Consider the following 15,549-nt stretch of genomic DNA (forward strand, 5'->3'; position numbering starts at 1 on the left):
ATGACATTGCGTATCCCCACCCTAGCCCTGTTCCTCGCCACTTTGGCGGTGCTGGGCACGGCCCATGCCGATATCAAGCTCGACACCCCGCGGGGTGGCTGGCGCCAGGGTTCGTCGGACGGCGAAAACTACAGCCAGACCGTCAACTACCCGGCCTCGTCGGTCAACACGCCACTGGGCCAGGCCGACACGGCGCGAATCATGGGCCAGATCAAGGGCACGCCGAAGAATGCCCGCGAGCCGGGCAACCTGATCGTCAATGGCGTGAGCATGCCGCTCAAGCTCGATGCCTCGGGCAACTTCGACCGGCCGTTCGCGTTCCCCAACGGCACCAACAGCGTTGAAGTGCGCAGCCCTGACGGCCAGCAGCGCAAGCGCGTGCAGTTTCTCAACGCCGGTGGCGCGACCAAGGCCAAGCTGCGCATCCTGCTGTCCTGGGACAGCGACCACACCGACCTCGACCTGCACGTGGTCACGCCAGACGGCGCGCACATCTGGTACGGCGACCGCACGGCGCCCAACGGCGGCTCGCTGGACGTCGACGTCACCACCGGCTACGGCCCGGAAATCTTCTCCATGCCGGCGCCGATCAAGGGCCAGTACCTGATCTACGTGAACTACTACGGCGGCGGCTATCGCAGCGATGACGACGGGGACGGTGGCCAGGAAAACGCCGTACAGGCCCTGACCACGGCGAAGATCACGCTGATCACGGAAGAGGGTACGGTGAACGAGAAGATGGAGTCGTTCATCGTCCCGATGCGTGCGCCGGGCGAGCTGACGCTGGTGCGCAAGTTCAGCTATCCCTGAGAGCGTGGCGTTTCCAGGCTGGCGAACAAGTCTTGAGGGCCCATTCGCGGGCAAGTCGGATCGCCGCACCGCCGGCTCCTACAGAGACCGCGCCAGACACCTGTCCGATGTGCGCTCCGGGGGCGCAGCATTTATCCGCGAAAGAGCCCGAGAGGGCAGACCAGAACTGATCCGTTATCAGCTAACTCGCGTCATTCCCTGCCAGCTCACGCTCGATCTGTTCGATACTGGGTAGGCTGGTTTGCAGCTCGGCGGGCAAGGACTCCACCAACTGATACTCGGCCACTCCGATGGGAGGGCACTATCTCGCAGAGCGTATTCAGCCACGACCTTATTCTTGCTTTTGCATAACAGTAGGCCGATGGTTGGTGCGTCCTGGGGATGTTTGAGTTGGGCATCTACTGCTGTCAGGTAAAAGCTCAATTGACCCAAATGCTCAGGTTTGAATTTGCCAGCCTTGAGCTCGATCACCACGTAGCAACGCAGCTTCAGGTGATAGAACAGCAGATCAATGAAGAACTCGTCTCCGCCGACATCCAGCAACACTTGTTTGCCGACGAAGGCGAATCCCGCACCCAGTTCCAGCAGGAATTCGGTGACGTGTTTGATGAGGGCACTTTCAATCTCGCGCTCTTGGGCATCGGCGGTCAGGCCGAGGAAGTCGAAGCGGTAAGGATCTTTCAGCGATTCGCGGGCCAGATCGGAGTGGGGCTTGGGTCGATGGTTTTCGAAATTGCTGGCAGCGTTGCCGCTACGCTCCAGCAGGCGGGATTCGATCTGCATCACCAGAATGTTGCGCGACCAGTTGTGCTCGATGGCTTTGGCTGCGTACCAGCGACGAGTCTCTGGGCCGGGCAACTTGTCCAGCAGCGCTAACTGGTGATACCAGGGTAATTGTGCAAGCACCTCTTGCACAAATTCCGTGTCCGGCCACGCTTCGGCAAATGCGCGCATGTATTTGAGGTTGCGGGGTGAAAAACCCTTCATGTCGGGAAAGGCAGTGCGCAGATCCTGCGCCAGGCGCTCTATGACCTTGGCCCCCCAACCCTCCTGGACCTGCCGGGTCAGGATCTCGTGGCCGATCTGCCAGTAGAGCAGCACCAGCTCTTGATTGACCGCCAGCGTGGCGCGCTGTTGAGCGGTATGGATGCGACCTTTGAGATCAGCCAGCCAGTCGCCATATCCTTCGGGAGGTGAGCTCAGACCAGCAGGTTGGTTGCTCATGCCTTTTCCTCGTGACGTTCCTTGTGCTGCATTTGCGGGTATCCGGGAGCGCAGGTCAAACGGTTTCCTGAACGATCAGATTTCGAAATCTTACGCAGGCCGTTGGCCTTGGGGTTCAGGAGGATGTGTTTGAAGAGGGGAGCACCTTGCTCACCCGAAGTCGAAATCGAAGATAGTTACCCGAATGGTCAGGCACAAGCGCACTGGAATTTCTAGAAAACTTCAGGCGAAGGAAAGGGAGTCGTCCTGCCAGCGTCGGCAAATCATGCTCAAAAACGCTCAATCCGGTCACTGAACCGATCAGTCTGCGGCGCTGCTCATGGCGACTTCCACGCGGTTACGCCCCTTGCCCTTGGCGCCATACAGCGCCTCGTCCGCCAGCGACAGCAACCGTGACAGTTCGTAGCCGTTTTCCCGTGTCGTCACCACCCCGATGCTCACGCTGAGCAGGCCCGGCTCCAGCAAGGTCAACGCGGCAAACTCGCGACGGATGCGTTCCGCCACGTCGACGGCCGCCGCCTCGTCGCTTTCCAGCAGACAGGCGAATTCTTCCCCGCCAATGCGTCCGAACACGTCCTTCTCATGCAACGCGCGGCCCATGACCCGGCTGAAGGCGATCAGCGCCTGGTCTCCCACGGCATGGCCGAAGGTGTCGTTCAGTCGCTTGAAATGGTCGAGGTCGCAAAGCAGCAGCGCCATTACCGTACCGCGCCGCTGGCAGGCCTCCAGCCGGCGTGCTCCACGGTCCATGAACGCCCGGCGGTTGCCGACACCGGTCAGGGCATCACTGTAGGCGGCCGCCTTGAAGCGCAGTTCGGCGCGTTCCTTGACCATCGCCAGGGTCATGTAGGCGATGCCGATCACGTAGACCATGGCCTCGAACAGCAGGAACGAGAAAAACGAGGTGCCCTTGCCGACACCGGTCAGCGCCTGTTCGAGCCCCATGCCGGTGTCGTAGAAGGCCCGGATGTAATAGAACACCGTGTGCAGCAGGGTCAGGAAAAAGGCTGGCAGGTAGGAGACTTCGAGACTTTTCTGGCTGCGCCAGAACTCCAGCACCGTAACCGATCCGTAGACGGCGGTCAGCAGCGAGTAGGCGGTGACCCGCATGCTCAGCGACTCCATGAAGGCGGGCACCAGGCACAGGGCCAGCCAGGCCCCCGCACCGGCCAGCATGCCTGGCAGCGACGGCGCCCGTCCGGCCAGTATCCGCATCGCCGTCCAGTTCATCGCGGCGCTCAGCAACAGCACGACATTGCCCAGCACCAGGGGCACGAAGTCGATGCCCATGCCCCGCAGGCTCACCAGCACCATGCCCAGCGACGCCAGCAGCATCGTGCCGGCCAGGTAGGCGAGCGGTCGTTCGCGGGTTTCACGGCTCCAGGCGTGCAGGGTCAACAGGCCCATCACGCAGAAAATGAGCACCGACACGATGAGCAGGGTCGGGATGTGAAGCGTCATGCGCTGAAGCTCCTTTACCTGGCGCGCAGAGGGTCTCACGGCAGGCGCAAGGGTATGGCTGAAGGACGGCAACTGTACCTCAGTTGCTGCGTGGTTGACCGCACTCCCTTGCGGCACCTGCTGGAGACTGGCGCAGCTTCAGATGCCAGGTCCGATGACGCGTGCCGGCAACCTGGCCAGACGATCCCAGCCGTCGGCATCGATCCCGGAGCAGTTCTGCAACGACAATTCTTGCAGCGGCAATTGCTCCAGCGCAGGTATCACGGCCGAGGTGATCCGCGATTCCCCCGGGCTCGCCGTGAGCGTCAGGCTGAGTAACGGCAGGTGGGCAAGATGGGCGACACCGGCATCCGTGAGCCAGGGGCTGTCATACAGGCCGAGGTGCTTCAGGGGCAGGTCGCGCAGGCAGGCGAGGTCGGCGTCGCGCAGGTCCAGACCGCCGATCTCCAGTGCTTCCAGCGGCAGGCCCAGTTCGGCCAGCGTCCGCAGCGCCTTGCCGTCCACGCCATTGCAGAAGTTGAGCTTCAGCCTTTTCAGCGGCAGGCCCGCCAGTTGTTTCAGTTCCTTGTGGGTGACTTCGTTCAGGGAAAGGTCCAGCGACTCCAACGCCAGGCCACGCAAGTCGCCCAGGGCGTCCGCACCGATGCCCTGCACATCGCAGAGCCCCAGCCGCTTGAGCGGGAAGGCGTGCAGTGTGTCCAGCCGCTCGATCATCACTTGGGACGCCTTCAGATCCAGATCGGCGAGCGGCATGCCTTCCAGTTCGGCCAGGTCCTCATCGCTGATATAAGCGCACTGCAGTGACAGCCGCTCGATCGGCAGATCGCGAATCGCCTGCAGGGTGGCCTCGTTCGCATAGCAGTAGTCGAGGCTCAACGAGCGCAAGGCCGTCAGGCTGCGCAGCCAACTGGCGTCCTCGAGTATGGCGAGACGGCCCCAGCCGAGGGACAGATGTTCGAGTGGGTGTCTGGACAGATGGGCCATGCCGCGGGAAGTGAGTTGTTCGATGCGCTCCAGTTCCAGGGAGCGCAACGGCAAGCGCGATAGCGCGAGCAGACCGTCGTCGGTGATCTCATCGCAACGGTTCAGCGACAGTTCCTGCAGCGCACTGTCGCCGAGTTGCCGCAGGAACGCGTCGTCGAAGTCATCACCGTAGGTTTGCAGTTTCAGCCGGCGCAACCGCTCGACTGACGGTAGGCAGGTCTCGTTGTCCGAACGGGAAAAGCCGCTGATCTCCAGCGTCTCCAGGGCCAGGGCGGGCAGGCGGCGCCAGAGCTCCTGGTCGCAGTTGAAGTTCGGGCCGTCGAGCACCAGCGTGCGCAGTGGCAGTCCGGCCAGTGCATCCAGCCAGTCCGGTTCGGCATCGCTCAGTTCCAGGCGGTCGACCGGCAGCCCGCGCAGCTGCGACAGCCAGGCCCTGGGCCGGTTGGCATGTGGTTTGGCGTGCAACCCGGCAATCACCGTCAGGGCGGCCGGATCGCCCAGGCCGGCGGCGAGCCGCAAGCCATCCAGGGCCACATCGGCGGTGTCGAGCAGGTCGCGATAGAGCGCGGCGCGTACCGCAACATCGTCGGGGGCGGCGGCAAGCCGGTCGATCAGGGCCCTGCGGTCGGGATTCAGCACTGTGCACGTTCCGTCGTATTTTCCTGGTCGAGCCAGGCCTCGACCGATGCCGGCGACATCGGTCTGGAATAGTAGTAACCCTGTACCAGCGAGCAGCCCAGGCTGGCCAGGGCATCCAGTTCAGGCTGGGTTTCCACGCCTTCGACAATGCAATCGAGCTGCATGTCCAGGCTCAGCGCCACCAGCGATTTGACGATCTTGTAGCTGGCCGGCTTTTCATGCAAGCCGGTGACGAAGCTGCGATCGATCTTGATCTTGGTAAAGGCCAGCGAGTGCAACTGGCTGAGGCTGGAGTAGCCGGTGCCGAAGTCGTCGAGGGAAATGCCGCAACCCAGCCGGCGGAAGCCGTCGATGGTGCGCTGCACCTGGACGATGTCCTGCATGGTCGCCGTCTCGGTGATTTCCAGGTCCAGTCGCCGGGGATCGAAACCGCTCGCCACGATCACTTCGACGATCTGCTGCGCCACTTCGTCCGACGCGCAGTCGTGGGTCGAGAGGTTGAACGACAGGCGGATGTCGGCCGGCCAGCCGTTGGCGGTTGCCAGCGCCTTGCGCAGCAGGGGCGGGGTCAGGCGGTTGATCAGGCCGATCCGCTCGGCCACCGGGATGAACCGGTAGGGCGAGACATCGCCCAGCTTGGGGTTCTGCCAGCGCGCCAGGGCCTCGAAGGACACGGTGCGTTGAGTGCGCAGGTCGATCACCGGCTGGAACACCAGGTGGAATTCCTGCTCGATGTCCGCCCGGCGCAGGGCCTGCTCCGTCACGCCTTCGTGCAGCAGTTGCTGGTGGTGGCAGGCGGTAAACATCGACAGCGCACCGCGGTTGGTGCGTTTGCTGTGATAGAGCGCATAGTCGGCGTACTCGAACGCCTCGATGGCATTGGTCGCCATGTCCGGGAAAGTCGCCATGCCCAGGGAGCCGCCGATCTGCACCGGCAGGTCGGTGAGCAGGAACGGCGTGGCCAGGGCCTCGCAGACCCGCTGGCCGAAGGCGGCCAGGGCCTGGTCATTGGCGTCGTTGGCCAGGATCAGCGCGAACTCGTCACCGCCCAGGCGCGCCAGGTGCATGCCGTCTTCCAGCAGGCCGTTCAGGCGCTGGCCGACCTGGGCCAGCAGGCGGTCGCCGACGCTGTGGCCGAACTGGTCGTTGACCGGCTTGAAGCCGTCGAGGTCGATGATACCCACCGCCAGCCGTGAACCATTGGCCTCGGCGTTGGCCATCTCACGGTCCAGGGTGCTGAAGAACTGCCGGCGGTTGGGCAGCCCGGTCAGGCTGTCCTCGTTCGCCAGCTTGAGGTTTTCGTCACTCAACTGCTCGGCCTTGGCCTGGGCGTCGACCAGCCGGGTGAAGGCGCGGTAGTGGTTGTTGAGGATCACCAGCATGGTCATGGACACCAGCAGCACGTTCAGCGCGGTGGCCGTGAAGGCGGTGTTGCCCATGCTGGAGAAGAACACCACGAACACCACGTTGACGATCAGCGCCGTGCTCTGTGCGGCCGGGCGCAGGTGCATCATGCTGAAGATCACGCCGATGACGGTGATCGCCATGTAGAAGGCGACGTGGGATTGCGCATAGATATCGCCATAGGGGAACAGGGCCAGTGACCAGAAGGTAAAGGCCGTGGCAATCGGTGGCGCCAGCAGGTTGGTCCGTACCAGCGCGCGGGCGATCAGCTCCGGTGCCGGCGGATGATGGCGCATGCGCCACCAGCTGGCGCCGCGGATGCCGCAGATCAGGGTCATGGCCACCGGGATGTAGAAGGCCAGCCAGTCTGGCGCATTGTCCAGGTGGGTCATGACCAGCGCCCAGGTGTTCACGATCAGGATGAAATACATCAGCGGCAACTGACGAGCCAGCGCGATGTACTGGGCCTTGAGCAGCCTTGGGTTATCCAGGGGTGGTGTGACGAGTTTTCGAAGCTTCTTGAATAGGCCAGTCATTATCACGAGAGCCTCTGTGGCCGTGGTCGATACAGCTCCCTCTGCTTGAAGGCGGCCTCGCGCATGCATTATCGCGAGGTTCAGGCGCCCGCAGGCCGATCTTTGCCGGCTGTAGCCTTTATTTCGGCTGGGTGGGCGAGTTCTGGAGGGGGCGGCGGGGCTTTTGGCTGGTTTAGCGAATGAGAGGCGATCAACGGCGCAGCCGGGCCTCGCACGTCGAGTATGGCGGATAAATGCCGGGCATTAAAAAGCCGGCTTGTGGTTATTTTTTAATCAATCTATGTTTTTGAAAAACAACAAGTTAGGGTTTTTAAAGATAGTCGGATCCCCATTTGTTCCCCCACTTTTTGGTGGTTTTTGCACGGCATTTGACCGGCTTTTTTTGGTTCAGCCTACGGTTTTTTCGTGAGGCTGAACTCCGAATAATGACCTACGGTCTGCTGGGCCGTCAGTCGTTACTGTACTCGGCAAGCCTGCTAGGGAATCTCCGAACAAGTCTCCAAGTGTGTCTAGTCCTGAAATAGGTTTACACCTGTTCAGGTAGGCCCACAGGCCTCAAAACGCCCTATGCACCGCATCGGGCGTTTTGTTTTTCAGGGCCATGTGAGGCCGTTCTGTGTTGTAGATCTGCACTGCCTCATCGACCATCTTCCTCGCCTGCTCCAGATTTTCTGGGTTGCTCAACAGCAACTCTGTTTTGAGGATTCCGTTGATGCGCTCAGCAAGTGCGTTTTGGTAGCAGTCATATCCGTCAGTCATCGAGCACTGAACTCCGTGCCGTTGATGAAGTGACTGGTACAGCGCCGAGCAGTACTGGATGCCTCGGTCAGAGTGATGAACTAAGGGCTGACGACGACGCCGCTTGCGTAGGGCCTGTCTAAAGGCCTGGGCAACAGACTCCGCATGCAAACCTTCATGCACATGGTGCCCGACAATCTTTCTGGAATACGCATCCGTCACCAGACTTAGGTACAGTGGACCGCTACTGGCGGGCAGGTAAGTAATGTCCGCCACCCAGACGTGCTCCGGCCCTCCAGGGACCACCTGATTCGGGCCTGGCTTGAGTAGATTGGGATGCCGGTAGAAGCGGTGAAAGCTTTGCGTTGTCTTGTGGTACGCCCGCTTGGGCAACACCAGCAAGCGGTGCTCTCCCAAGACCTGAAATAGTCGGTCTCGGCCAATTCGGACCCGCCTATCCGGCTGGCAATGCAGCAGATAGTGCAGCTTCCTTGTACCCAGTCGTGGCTGACGCATCCGGACCTTTTGAACAAACTCAACGATCCGATCTGCCTGGTGTGCTTTGCTGTCAGCCGCTCGATTTCGCTTGTAGTAAGCCTGCCGGCTAATCCCCAGAAACCGACAAGTCCTGGCAATGCTCAGTCCTGCGACCTGACCTTGCGAGAGGACTTGCCGGATCGCTTTTTTACGACCGACACACCGTAGTCATTCTTCAGGACATCAACGACTTTCTCAAAGAACTGAGCCTTCTGGCTCATCAGCTCAAGCTGCTGCTCAAGCTCTTTGATCCGCTGCTCTGGAGTAAGCGTCTTGGGATCGGACATCACGCAGCTCCTCTCGGCTCGGATTGAGGCCCCCTGGCTCCAATCCTGCCGACCATGCTTACGCAACCATACCAGAACCGTCGACCGCCCCTGGATGCCATACCGCGCTTGGGCCTGCTTGTAGGTCAGCTCGCCTTTTTCGATCTGATCGACAACCGCCAATTTAAAAGACAGCGAGTAATCTCGCTGTGTGCGCTTTACACCTTGCTCCATCTGATTCTCCGGGATTTCGGGATGGAAGGTGTAAACCTTATTCAGGACGGGACAGTGTGATGAAATACGCCTGACCACCTGACCCGAGCCCACCAGGAGCCAGGCGAGCTTTTCCGATTTCGAATATGCCGGCAAGCGCAAGCAGACACGCCGCGAACGCTTCCTTGCCGAGATGGATCAGGTCGTGCCCTGGATAGGTCTGCTGGGCCTGATCGAGCCGTTCTACCCCAAGGCCGGCGGTGGCAGAAAACCTTATCCTCTGGAAACCATGCTGCAAAACTGGTTCTCCCTGAGCGATCCGGCCATTGAAGAAGCGCTTTAGGAAATCACGCCCATGCGCCAGTTCGCACGCCTGACCTTGAGTGCCCCATACCTGTTGGGGGAAGATGGCTCTGCAGCTTGATAATTTCCTGTGGTATAGGTTTTCTGGGTTTTTTATATGTGCCAGGATCTATAAAAGTGTTTTCTGGCGTGGAGAGCATCCATAGATCTCGGAAACTTGTGCAATAAATATGTTCTGCCCGCCATAGCTTGGGTGTCTTACGCACAATACTGGTATGGTGTTTGTAATTCGGCTTGCAGAAGAGGCGGCATCGTTTCCTATAGCTACAATGCGTGACGGGTTCAGGAGGCGAATTAGCTCTTTTAGTAACTCCTCACCGATTTTTCTTTCTAGAGTATTGTGCTGCCGATTTGTAAACTGTTTGCCCGCTGCGTGCGGATGAAGAGGAAAAACATTCCAGAGGAATATTTGTGCATCTAATTGGTCTAACATGTTCCAAATAACTGCAGCTGTCCGTTCCGTGACAGCGTTCCCAATGGTAGGTCTTTCGGCGAATAGATTGAACCGTTTGGCATGGTTTTCAATATGCGCGTCATCAGTCAATGCTAGACCTGTACGGCGGCCGCCGCGATAACCAAGATCCCGTCCGATCCATATGGCGTCGATAGGGCGGCTTGTTGCGCTGTATATTATGTTGGATAGCATTTGGGCACGAAGGCTGGGTGCTTCTATACTGTCATGTATCTCGCAGCGATCTGAATACGGGTTGAAGCAATTTTCTAGGTGCAATTTAACAATTGTTTCAACAAAAGGGTGTAGCTTCATATGTTCTGCTCTAGTGGTTCATATCGTATGGTACGCAGTGAGCGATCACCAATGATCCAGCCTCCTTGAGCCGCTTTAACTTGGCGGAAGACACTGTATCCTTCTAATATCGCCTTTTCCCAAAGTTTTAAAGGGCAGCGTTCTACTTCGTAACCGCTTACAAATTCCCCAATGATTTTCAATGTTCCAAGTGAGATTTTATCTTGGTTTTCAAAAAAGTTTAGTTCTTTGGCTCTTGAAAATATCCAGGCAGTCAAACCTTCTTCAACAACGATTGCTCGTCCGCTATCTTGCTCTTCGTCGTACTCAGGGTTGCTTTTTCGCTTGTGTTTTATCAATGAACGGACTACTGGCGACCAATGGAGAATGGCTGCGTATGCAAGATGAAATACATCATGAAAGCGGTATCCATCGTGGTCGGATATATTGTCTGTCAAAGGATCTCCGATGAAAACTCCATTCCATTGGAGATAGCTTCTGCTGTTTTTACGTTGATTAATACGGATTTTAAAGTCGCGCGGAAGTTGCTCGTCAAACGAAAAGTTTGAATCGAAGTCGATTAAATCTGCAGGATTTGGATCTAGAAATGCTCCGCGAGCTTTGCGTAGGTTTGCCCTAGCAACCTCTGAAAATACTAACTTGGCAGCGTGAAGGGCATTAAGATAGTCTTTTGCGAAATTTACAACATTCTCTCGCGAGGGCACACTTCCCAATAGTAATGCCGCAGAGCGACCCAGGCGGACCAGTGAAGCATCTGCAGAATCTCTTGAAGCAATTGGCATTGCTACATACGCGAAAGCACCATCAATAACATCACTTGCTATGCCCACGGTTTGAAAGTTTTCAGACTTGACTGCGTCGGAAAATATATCACTAAGTGGAAGCTCCAAGCGTTTGCAAAGCGCTGCTAAATACCAAAGCGTATCTCCAAATTCTTCTTCTGCTACTTTTTTAAAGCCGGGGTAGGCGGACTGCTCTCGAATGTGTTTTTTTGCAGTGGACATGATTCCACCGACTTCACCATATAGGCCTTGTAGTATTGGGTTGACATCTTTTGGGTCGAGCACGTCAGTAAGGGCGATTTCCGTAGCATATTCGGAAAGTAAGAGAGAACCTTCTTTTTGCATGAGGCGTCACTTCCTAAGTGAGATCCATTCAAAAGGTGCCCCTTGATACCCTGTTAAATCAAGGCTGCGCACCCATGTTTCCAAGCTTTCGAAAAGTTGTGGGTCATTGAACGTAGTCGATCCAATCCCACTTTTGCACAAATGGCGTCCTCGTCGATCCACAAGGTGTTCGGGGAACTCCGGTCCCTCTCCTCCAAAATAAATAAAATCGCTGCTAATTAGTACGCGATTTGTACCAGTGTCCCGTTTAACATGTTCAGGTTTAAGTGCGCCATCTTCTTTTGAGTGGAAAGAGTCTCGTTGATTCCAGTCCGATTCAGGGGTATCTCGAAAGTAAATATTATCGCCGCAACTCTGCTTTCTGCTTCCATTACGGAATGGCTTTTTATTTTCAAAGCGGAGGTCTGTCGCGTATTCATCGAAAGAAAGCGCTTCAGTGATTTTCATGGCGTAAACCAGATGTCCACCTCTTCTGACTTTTCTGTCGTTACTCCCACTACCAATAATCCAGTCGCCAATGTGTGCACTTTTACGAATGGTTGGCTTGCAGGTAGCTAAAGTGCAAAATCCATAGTAGGGATTGGGCGCAAATCCGCTATCATAACGAACAACATATGAGTGGATACGTGCCATTAGCAGGGGTGCCTATTAAGCTCAACTGGCTCGCAGTCACCACCGTCTGGTTTTTCCCACGTATCCTTTCCGTTAATGGCATCTATTATTGAGTCGCCGTTCCAACCTACTAACGCATCGGCGTATTCTTTGAGAGCTGAGGGAAGATCGCACTCTTTTTCTCCGTGTTTCCACACGCCAATAACTCTTTTCCCTTGTTTGGCAGCATATTCAATTTCCCAGTTTACCCAGTCACTATCTTTTGTTTGTGGGGAAACATAACAAATAAATATACCTGCCCAATTTATTGCAGGGGCAAGTATTTGGGTTTTGATGTAATGCGGATCGGTCGCATTGTTGAATTTTCCGGTATGAATAGATGAGTCCCGGATGTCTAGACCTTTTGGAGCCAAAAGATCCTTCAGTTTCTGCAATCCATGATCATCTTTGTGTACGTGACTGATGAATACGTTTTTTTGTTTGGCCATGCCTCTACTCCCTGATGCAGTGCGGTCATTTTGCCAGCATAGACCGTTTTCAGATCAGTGAGTAGGTCCGACGTAGCACCAGGTAGCTATGTCGCTATTGTTCAATTCCCCGTCTCTTCGGGATCAAGCCGACCCTGTGTGCTCGATAGGATCCGTTTTCATGCTCATGTAGGCTCCAGCAGTAGCTGTGGTCACGTACTGATGCCCATTCCTCACGTCGTCCCGCCAAAAATGTTGAGTATTATCAAGGATCAAGGCCCCTGCGACCTGTGAGGGTTGTCCATTAACGCGGGACTTACGACCGGGAGCTTGGGTATCTCATGATCTGACCTCCTGAACACTTCCGAAGACGTGGGCGGGTGGAGGCTGCGCTGGTTGACGAGACCAGCGCCGCGAGATCCGAGTTAGGTGAAGGCAGTGAAGCGATGACCGGGGCATGCCTGACTGTCAGTCAGGTGCAGTACATTCCGTGGGCTGCGGCACCATCATCGGCATCGCTGTTGCTGGTGACTTCGGTGTTTGTCACGCCAATTGTCACGAGGGGAAATGCTGCAAAGCCTTGTACGAGTTGGGCTGCAGCATCGGTAGGAGCGCCCGTCTCTTTCCGGAAGAAAGAGACGGGCGCAGGTTGGCGCAAGGAAATGGCCAAGCGGATAGGTTGCTGCAGGGCAGTTATGAAAGGGGATAAGTTGCCGCAGTGGGCGCACTGGTAAAAGTAGGCATCCATCACATCGCTGTGACCGTGCGAGCTACCGGACGCTAATAGCACTTTAGGAGAACCACCACGGTGTTGCGTAGCCTTAAAGGTTCTGGCTACTTGGGAGCTGCTAACGGCAGCGCTTTGAGGCTTCTTTCTATCGCCCGCGTATGGCTGGGTCAACCGAATTGCGCGCAGTCCATTGCACCAATCAGCGGTGCTGGAAGGCGTTGGTCGTTAGTGATCCTGGGTGGACATTTAGCCGTTTGTCGTCTTTTTAATGTGAACCCCTGCGCGTGGGAATGTAAAGTCATCCCATGCGCAGGGGCTCGGTCGGAAAACCTAGTGTGGTGTTTCAGAAATACCACTAAAAATTTGAGCTAGACTCTATAGATTCTCACTCATCACGAGTTGTGTATCGACATGGGCCGACCAGCAACTGTTATTACCCTTTCTGAGGCTGAAAAAGCGGAGCTGTTACGCCGGGTCAAGCTCCGGAAGGGTGCCCAAGATGCCCGCTTGCGCGCCGAGATAATTCTTGCCTGTGCGGCTGGCGAGTCAGGCAACGACATTGCGCAGCGCTTGGGCACCAGCAAGGATGTCGTGTCACGCTGGCGCCAACGCTTCTCAAAGTTGGGATTGCTGGGTTTGAACGATGAGCCGCGCTCTGGCCGGCCTCGTACCATTTCGGATGAGTTAGTCCAGCAAGTGGTGAATCAGGTATTGCAGGGTAAGCCTGACGATTCCAGCCACTGGAGTACGCGGCGCATGAGCCGTGAGACAGGCCTATCGCCTGCCAGCATCATGCGTATCTGGCATGCCTTTGGGATCAAGCCGCATCTAGAAAAAACCTTCAAGCTCTCCACTGATCCACTGTTTGTCGACAAGGTTCACGACATCGTTGGCTTGTACCTGAACCCACCCGAGAGAGCGCTTGTGCTATGTGTTGACGAGAAAAGTCAGATCCAGGCTTTGAACCGCACACAGCCTGGATTACCCCTGTCACCAGGCAATCCCGCAACCCGCACGCATGATTACAAGCGGCATGGAACGACCTCGCTATTCGCTGCCCTGGATGTGGCAACCGGTGAAGTCATCGGTCGGCTGAAACGCCAGCATCGAAGCACTGAATTCCTTGCGTTCCTGAGGGAAATCGACGCTTCAGTCCCCGCTGAGATGCCGATTCATCTGATCATGGATAACTACGCAACACACAAAACCGACAAGGTCAGGGCATGGCTTGCGGCGCGGCCGCGCTACAACATCCACTTCACGCCGACTTCGGCGTCATGGCTGAATCTGGTTGAGCGTTTTTTTTCAACGTTGAGCGAGAAGTGGATCAAGCGTCAGGCACATGTCAGCGTCAAGGATCTGGAAGCGTCGATCGAGCACTACCTGGAAACCTACAACCAAAACCCGAAGCCATTTCGCTGGCATAAAAAGGCCGAGGACATCCTTGCCTCGGTCGCCCGCGCGGCACGAGCACTGGGCAGTTAATTTTCAGTGGTACTTCTGAAACACAACACTAGAGCGAGGCTGATAATGGTCCGAAGAAGCGTGAGTGTCATGCTACAGCGTGGGGGGCCAAGCATGTCGAGACAAGGGGGGAGAGGGTTATCAATAGCTGTTCCACGTGGGTACGCCACGGGCAAAGCTACCGAGATGGCTCCACTTATTGCCGCGGTCTTCGACGTAGTGGTTCGTGACTTGGTTCTTTAAGTACTTGGTGACCACCGGATAAAGCCCCAGATATTCTTGTCCCTGGAAACTCTGGTTTTCAGAGTCCAACAGCGGAAGTATGGCGACCCGGCCAGGCTTGTGGCCATCGAAGAACCCTAGCTCCCAGGGCATCCATTTCGAGTTGGAAGAGTTTTCAGTGGCGATATAAATCATGGAGCTTGAGTACTTCATGCGGTCTCGGAGGATGGCAGCTGTCTCCTTGTCCACCGAGCTGCGGTCAAGTTGCCGGTCGACAACCCAGTCCACATAGACGCGCATTCCCTGCTTTTGCAGGAGGATCATCACCCCCAGAACAAGGTCCGAATCGTCGGTGGAGTGTGACAGGAAGACGTCGAACTTCTCGTATGATTTGTAGTTTTCCATTGTTGCGGTCAGAACAGCTTTTGCAGTGCGATATCCACGAGCGCCGGCCGCAGCGGCACGCGCCTCGCTTTTGGTAAAAAAAGCCATATTAAGTACTTCTGGTATGGGTTACTGATTGATGGCGTTTTCGATCCAGGTCGCCAAGTTGTCCTTAATATCGCCATAGGCATCGCTATAGTTGGGCTCATACACAAGGGGCTTAACGATCTGGCCGCTTTTGTTCTTGAAGCTGAACTGATTAAAAGGGTTGGTCCCCATTGTCCCGAAGCCATTGCGGGGGCAATTCAGGCGGTGGATATGAACGCCCACCACTGCCTTGCCCAGCTCCCAGGCTCGCTTGATTTCGTACTGGACCCATGGACGGTTGGCGGTCTGGCTGCCGATCAGCACCACTAAGCAAGATTTTCCGTCCAGGTTCTGGTCGATCCAGTTTTTCACGCCTTGCTCAGTGCGTTTGATCTGTTCCCACGTGTTAGGGCTGACGGGCTCATCGCCTTCCAGCGCACCCATTCGGCGGATCTGCTGCACTCGCATCACATCGTTGTCGAAGTGAAAGCTATAGAAAACCTTGCGTTTCATCC

Annotated in this window: 12 protein-coding genes and 2 pseudogenes; 3 read left to right on the forward strand and 11 right to left on the reverse strand. The window is 56.6% G+C overall.

Annotated elements, in window-relative coordinates; genetic code table 11:
* A complete protein-coding gene (locus ACM62G_RS15755; protein WP_273824147.1) occupies positions 1 to 810 on the forward strand; it encodes a YfaP family protein in 810 nt (269 codons plus the stop codon).
* Positions 811 to 991: 181 nt separating this feature from the next.
* Here ACM62G_RS15755 and ACM62G_RS15760 read toward each other — a convergent pair.
* From ACM62G_RS15760 to ACM62G_RS15780, 5 genes and pseudogenes are all read right to left on the reverse strand, one after another.
* Positions 992 to 2,034: pseudogene (locus ACM62G_RS15760) on the reverse strand (PDDEXK nuclease domain-containing protein).
* A gap of 300 nt (positions 2,035 to 2,334) precedes the next feature.
* On the reverse strand, positions 2,335 to 3,495 hold the full coding sequence (locus ACM62G_RS15765; protein ID WP_054058419.1) for a sensor domain-containing diguanylate cyclase: 1,161 nt from the start codon (positions 3,493 to 3,495) through the stop codon (positions 2,335 to 2,337).
* Between the two features lie 138 nt (positions 3,496 to 3,633).
* Positions 3,634 to 5,118, reverse strand: coding sequence for a leucine-rich repeat domain-containing protein (locus ACM62G_RS15770; protein WP_419737456.1), 1,485 nt, complete (start codon positions 5,116 to 5,118; stop codon positions 3,634 to 3,636).
* Positions 5,112 to 7,058, reverse strand: a complete 1,947-nt coding sequence (locus ACM62G_RS15775; protein WP_419737457.1) for a putative bifunctional diguanylate cyclase/phosphodiesterase — start codon at positions 7,056 to 7,058, stop codon at positions 5,112 to 5,114. The genes ACM62G_RS15770 and ACM62G_RS15775 overlap by 7 nt, the downstream gene beginning before the upstream one ends.
* Before the next feature lie 555 nt (positions 7,059 to 7,613).
* Positions 7,614 to 8,833 (reverse strand): IS3 family transposase gene (locus ACM62G_RS15780; protein ID WP_419736572.1). Its coding sequence is split into 2 segments (ribosomal slippage): positions 7,614 to 8,485 and positions 8,485 to 8,833, totalling 1,221 coding nucleotides; the frame shifts between segments, so codons are not numbered across the junction.
* Between the two features lie 100 nt (positions 8,834 to 8,933).
* On the opposite strand from ACM62G_RS15780, the pseudogene ACM62G_RS15785 reads away from it, so the two are divergent.
* A pseudogene (locus tag ACM62G_RS15785) lies at positions 8,934 to 9,152 on the forward strand (IS5/IS1182 family transposase); the annotation flags it as partial.
* Positions 9,153 to 9,284: 132 nt separating this feature from the next.
* Here ACM62G_RS15785 and ACM62G_RS15790 read toward each other — a convergent pair.
* The 4 genes from ACM62G_RS15790 to ACM62G_RS15805 are packed head-to-tail and all read right to left on the reverse strand — an operon-like array spanning position 9,285 to position 12,168.
* Positions 9,285 to 9,941, reverse strand: a complete 657-nt coding sequence (locus ACM62G_RS15790; protein ID WP_419737458.1) for a uracil-DNA glycosylase — start codon at positions 9,939 to 9,941, stop codon at positions 9,285 to 9,287.
* Positions 9,938 to 11,068: a nucleoside triphosphate pyrophosphohydrolase family protein gene (locus ACM62G_RS15795; RefSeq protein WP_419737459.1), complete on the reverse strand. Its 1,131-nt coding sequence runs from the start codon at positions 11,066 to 11,068 to the stop codon at positions 9,938 to 9,940. The genes ACM62G_RS15790 and ACM62G_RS15795 overlap by 4 nt, the downstream gene beginning before the upstream one ends.
* Positions 11,069 to 11,074: 6 nt before the next feature.
* The gene (locus tag ACM62G_RS15800; protein WP_419737460.1) at positions 11,075 to 11,701 is read right to left on the reverse strand and encodes a hypothetical protein; all 627 of its coding nucleotides are present in this window, start codon (positions 11,699 to 11,701) and stop codon (positions 11,075 to 11,077) included.
* Positions 11,701 to 12,168, reverse strand: coding sequence for a TIR domain-containing protein (locus tag ACM62G_RS15805; RefSeq protein WP_419737461.1), 468 nt, complete (start codon positions 12,166 to 12,168; stop codon positions 11,701 to 11,703). Before ACM62G_RS15805 ends, ACM62G_RS15800 begins: the two co-directional genes overlap by 1 nt.
* Positions 12,169 to 13,288: 1,120 nt before the next feature.
* Here ACM62G_RS15805 and ACM62G_RS15810 point away from each other — a divergent pair.
* Positions 13,289 to 14,362, forward strand: a complete 1,074-nt coding sequence (locus ACM62G_RS15810) for an IS630 family transposase (RefSeq protein ID WP_419737462.1) — start codon at positions 13,289 to 13,291, stop codon at positions 14,360 to 14,362.
* 120 nt (positions 14,363 to 14,482) lie between these two features.
* Here ACM62G_RS15810 and ACM62G_RS15815 read toward each other — a convergent pair whose 3' ends face one another.
* Together ACM62G_RS15815 and ACM62G_RS15820 are read right to left on the reverse strand one after the other, a co-directional pair.
* Positions 14,483 to 15,055, reverse strand: a complete 573-nt coding sequence (locus ACM62G_RS15815; protein WP_419737463.1) for a TIR domain-containing protein — start codon at positions 15,053 to 15,055, stop codon at positions 14,483 to 14,485.
* A 21-nt stretch (positions 15,056 to 15,076) separates the two neighbouring features.
* Positions 15,077 to 15,547, reverse strand: a complete 471-nt coding sequence (locus tag ACM62G_RS15820; RefSeq protein WP_419737464.1) for a TIR domain-containing protein — start codon at positions 15,545 to 15,547, stop codon at positions 15,077 to 15,079.
* Between the last annotated feature and the right edge of the window lie 2 nt (positions 15,548 to 15,549).

Origin of the sequence: Pseudomonas sp. COR18 (genome assembly GCF_048568395.1) — a bacterium.
In the GTDB taxonomy this organism is placed as follows: domain Bacteria; phylum Pseudomonadota; class Gammaproteobacteria; order Pseudomonadales; family Pseudomonadaceae; genus Aquipseudomonas; species Aquipseudomonas fuscovaginae_B.